At 72.1% G+C, this 2,946-nt stretch carries 4 protein-coding genes and 1 pseudogene; 3 read left to right on the forward strand and 2 right to left on the reverse strand.

Translation table 11 applies throughout. From position 1 onward, the window contains the following. Nucleotides 1-238, forward strand: a pseudogene (locus ROTAS13_RS22130) (hydrogen peroxide-inducible genes activator); the annotation flags it as partial. On the opposite strand, the gene ROTAS13_RS22135 reads toward ROTAS13_RS22130, so the two are convergent. Then, nucleotides 186-860, reverse strand: coding sequence for a class I SAM-dependent methyltransferase (locus tag ROTAS13_RS22135; protein ID WP_115359352.1), 675 nt, complete (start codon nt 858-860; stop codon nt 186-188). The pseudogene ROTAS13_RS22130 and the gene ROTAS13_RS22135 sit on opposite strands and share 53 nt — an antisense overlap. Nucleotides 861-1,058: 198 nt before the next feature. Continuing rightward, entirely contained in the window at nt 1,059-1,778 is a 720-nt protein-coding gene (locus tag ROTAS13_RS22140; RefSeq protein ID WP_058390357.1) for a DUF1028 domain-containing protein, read from the reverse strand. Between the two features lie 370 nt (nt 1,779-2,148). Here ROTAS13_RS22140 and ROTAS13_RS22145 point away from each other — a divergent pair, with 370 nt between their 5' ends. Together ROTAS13_RS22145 and ROTAS13_RS22150 are read left to right on the forward strand one after the other, a co-directional pair. Continuing rightward, a complete protein-coding gene (locus ROTAS13_RS22145; RefSeq protein ID WP_019460142.1) occupies nt 2,149-2,328 on the forward strand; it encodes a hypothetical protein in 180 nt (59 codons plus the stop codon). Nucleotides 2,329-2,527: 199 nt separating this feature from the next. Next, nucleotides 2,528-2,902: a hypothetical protein gene (locus tag ROTAS13_RS22150; protein ID WP_216348715.1), complete on the forward strand. Its 375-nt coding sequence runs from the start codon at nt 2,528-2,530 to the stop codon at nt 2,900-2,902. The last annotated feature ends 44 nt before the right edge of the window (nt 2,903-2,946 follow it).

Below are 2,946 nucleotides of genomic sequence, written 5' to 3' on the forward strand. Positions count from 1 at the left end.
GCTGCTCCCCCGGCTGGCGGTGGAGGGGGGCGTGCTGGCCGGGGCGAATGTGGAGCTGCGCCCGGTGGAGGACACGCCCGGCCGGATGCTGGGCCTCGCTTGGCGGGCCCGCTCCCCGCGCGCCAGCGAGTTCAAGGACCTGGCCGCCACGATCCGGGACATGCTGGAGGCGGGCGCCAGAGGGGTCAGCGGCCCAGGCGGAACTCCACCAGCAGCGGGTGGTCCGGCCCCCGCTTGAGCACCCGCTCCGGCAACGCGCCGCCGAAGTCGCGCGGCCGCCATTCCCGGCAGGCGAGGAGGCGTAGCTCCAGCGCCGCGAAGCCGTTGAGGTAGTCGGCGAAGCCATGCGCCACCGTCGGCATGCGGATCTCCCGCCCGCCGGCCTGGAAATGCGCCCCCGTCCCGCCGAGCGACAGGAAAGGGTGGATCTCGACGATCCGGACCTCCCCCCGCGGGCGCAGCAGGCGGCGCGCCTCCCGCAAGGGCGGCAGCAGGTCGGCCATGTGTTCCAGCGAAAGGCAGAACAGGGCCAGATCCGCCGAGGCATCCGGCAGCGCCACCGGCTGGCTCATGTCATGGCGCAGCAGGTGGAAATCCGGGCCGCGCCGCCGCGCCTGGTCCAGCATCCCGGCGGACAGGTCGAGTCCGGTGAGGCTCGCCGCGCCCCCGGCCCGCAGCCGGGCGAGGTTGCGCCCGGTGCCGCAACCGAATTCCACCACGTCGCGGCCTCGGACCTCCCCGGCCAGCCCCTCCACGATCCGGCTCGCCCCGAAGACCATCGGGTTGTCCTGCGTGTCATAGGTGCCGGCCCAGAGGTCATAGGCCTCGGCCACCGGAAGAAAGGAGGAATGTTCCGTCATCTGCATCGCCCCGAAGGAAAAGGCAGGCGCATCCCGGGGGCTGTCGGCGCGCCGGGCCTGCGCGGTGCCTCATGGCGGGGAGCCGCCCCGTCCCGGGGCAAGTAGTTTTCCGGGCCGGCACCCGTTCAGCTCCGCCAGAGCGGAGGCGAATCTAGAGCCGGAAGCGGCCTCGGGCAACGTCCGGTTCGCGCCGGCGGCTCAGCGCGGAAAGCGCAGGTCCAGCCCGCGTTCGATCCACCGGGCCTCGATCGTGTCGAGATCGGTCAGGCCGGCGGGGTCGGCCCTGCGCGGCGCCTCGGCGAGGCCGGGCTCGCGCTGGCGCTCCCAGAGGCCGAGCAGCCGCCGCAGCTCCGGCAGCGGCTCCACATGATCGTCCACCCGCAGGTCCAGGTCGGGAAAATCCTCGGTGGACACCATCACCAGGGCGGCGGACTGGCGGCCGCGCCGGTCGCCGCCCGCCGCCTCCCCCGCCATCAGGGCCTGCACCAGCCGGCGGGGCAGGGACAGGCCGCCATGCACGGCGAAGGCGGCCTCGGTATCCTGCAGCACGGCCGGCCCCGACAGCATGTTGCCGGCGAAGGAGACATGGGGCGCCCCGCTATGCCCCGCCCAGGCGACGCAGTGCCGCCCGGTCCAGGCGGCCACGCGCCCCTGGCGGTCCACCGCATGGACCTGGCGCAGCTCGCGCCCGTCATCACCGGCCAGCGCCTGTTCGATGGCGGCGGCCGGATGCAGTCCGGCCCCGATCCCGTCCAGCACGGCGGGGCCGAGATAGCGGTTGGTGAAGGATTGCGTGGACACCGCCCCGACCCCCGCCCGCACGAAGGGGCAGGAGGCCCCCACGGCGAGATTGCAGGTGGTCACGGCGACGGCGAAGGTCTCGCGATGCGGGTCGTGCGCGACGATGGACCAGGTCACGGCGCAATCTCGCTCCCTGCGAAGGGAGGAATCCTTCCGCAGCACAGCGAAATCTATTCCGCCCGCTCCCATGGGCGCCAGCGCCGCCGGGGATCGGGCATGGGAAATTTTCCGGCGTGCGAGGCGAGCGCGAGGTAAGTTTCCCCTCCAGATTGCATTAACCTATTCAACCCGTATCAATAATTTAGCTATCCGCCCGATAGATAATGATCGAGCGAAAAACCTGTGCCAAAATCCCCCCGCCGGCTCGCTCCGAGTGAGGATCGGGCCAGATCAGGGGATCAGGACGGTGAGCGACACGCTCTCACACAAAGACGGCCTACCATCGCCCGGCCGGCCTGACCTGGATGCCTCCGGTACTCCCGTTGGGATGACGGGGGCCGAAGCCACGGCCCGGCCAGCCGATCCGCTGACGCCGCGGCCTTCCTATCACCCGGAGGAAGGGGCGCCGGACCCGCGCAGCGAATGGTTCGGCATCGCCCGGGCCCTGCTTTACGCCCTGCTGGTGACGGCCTTCCTGACCTGGCTGATCTTCCTCTGGGTCGGCTGACCCCGGATCGGCCGCCCCCGGGCCGCCGCGGAACGGCCCGCCCGATGCGAGGCGGCCGCTAGGGCGACCGGCAGCACGCGATGCGGCGGGGCAGGAGGACGCCCGGCCGCCCTTGCCCATGTTGCGTCATGTTTCCGCTGCGCCGCCGCGGAAGTCTGCGGCTTGGCAGCCCTGGCCCGGCCCGGCTATCCCGTCACCCATGCGCCGACGCGATTTCTCCCTGGCTCTCATGGGCAGTGCCATGCCGTTGCTGGCCCCTGGGGGAAAGCCGGGCGGATATCCGGCCGCGGCCGCCACGGCCCATGCCCAGCCCGCCGCGCTGCAACGCCTGGCGGAGCGCCTGCACCGGCTGGAGGAGGACGGGCTCAGCCCCGCCGACTACGCCATTCCCGCCGAGGCCGCCGTCGCCGCCGATCCCGCCGCCCATGCGGCAGGGCTCATACGGGCCGCCTCGGCGGCACTGTCCGACCTGCTGCTGGGCCGTCTGCGCCTGCCCGCCAACCGCCCCGACATCCTGCGCGACCCCGCCGCCATCCCGATGCCGCGCTGGCAGCTCGACCTGCCTGTCTCTTGATCACAAGTCTCGACGTCAGCATAGAGAGGTGTAGATCTCGGTGG

The sequence above is a fragment of the Roseomonas sp. TAS13 genome (genome assembly GCF_001950415.1).
GTDB lineage: Bacteria > Pseudomonadota > Alphaproteobacteria > Acetobacterales > Acetobacteraceae > Roseomonas > Roseomonas mucosa.

What these genes read in the sequence shown, in the direction of transcription:
- ROTAS13_RS22145 (WP_019460142.1), top strand. Translation starts at nt 2,149, where the DNA reads ATGACGGGGGCCGAAGCCACGGCCCGGCCAGCCGATCCGCTGACGCCG.
- ROTAS13_RS22135 (WP_115359352.1), bottom strand. Translation starts at nt 860, where the DNA reads ATGACGGAACATTCCTCCTTTCTTCCGGTGGCCGAGGCCTATGACCTC.
- ROTAS13_RS22150 (WP_216348715.1), top strand. Translation starts at nt 2,528, where the DNA reads ATGCGCCGACGCGATTTCTCCCTGGCTCTCATGGGCAGTGCCATGCCG.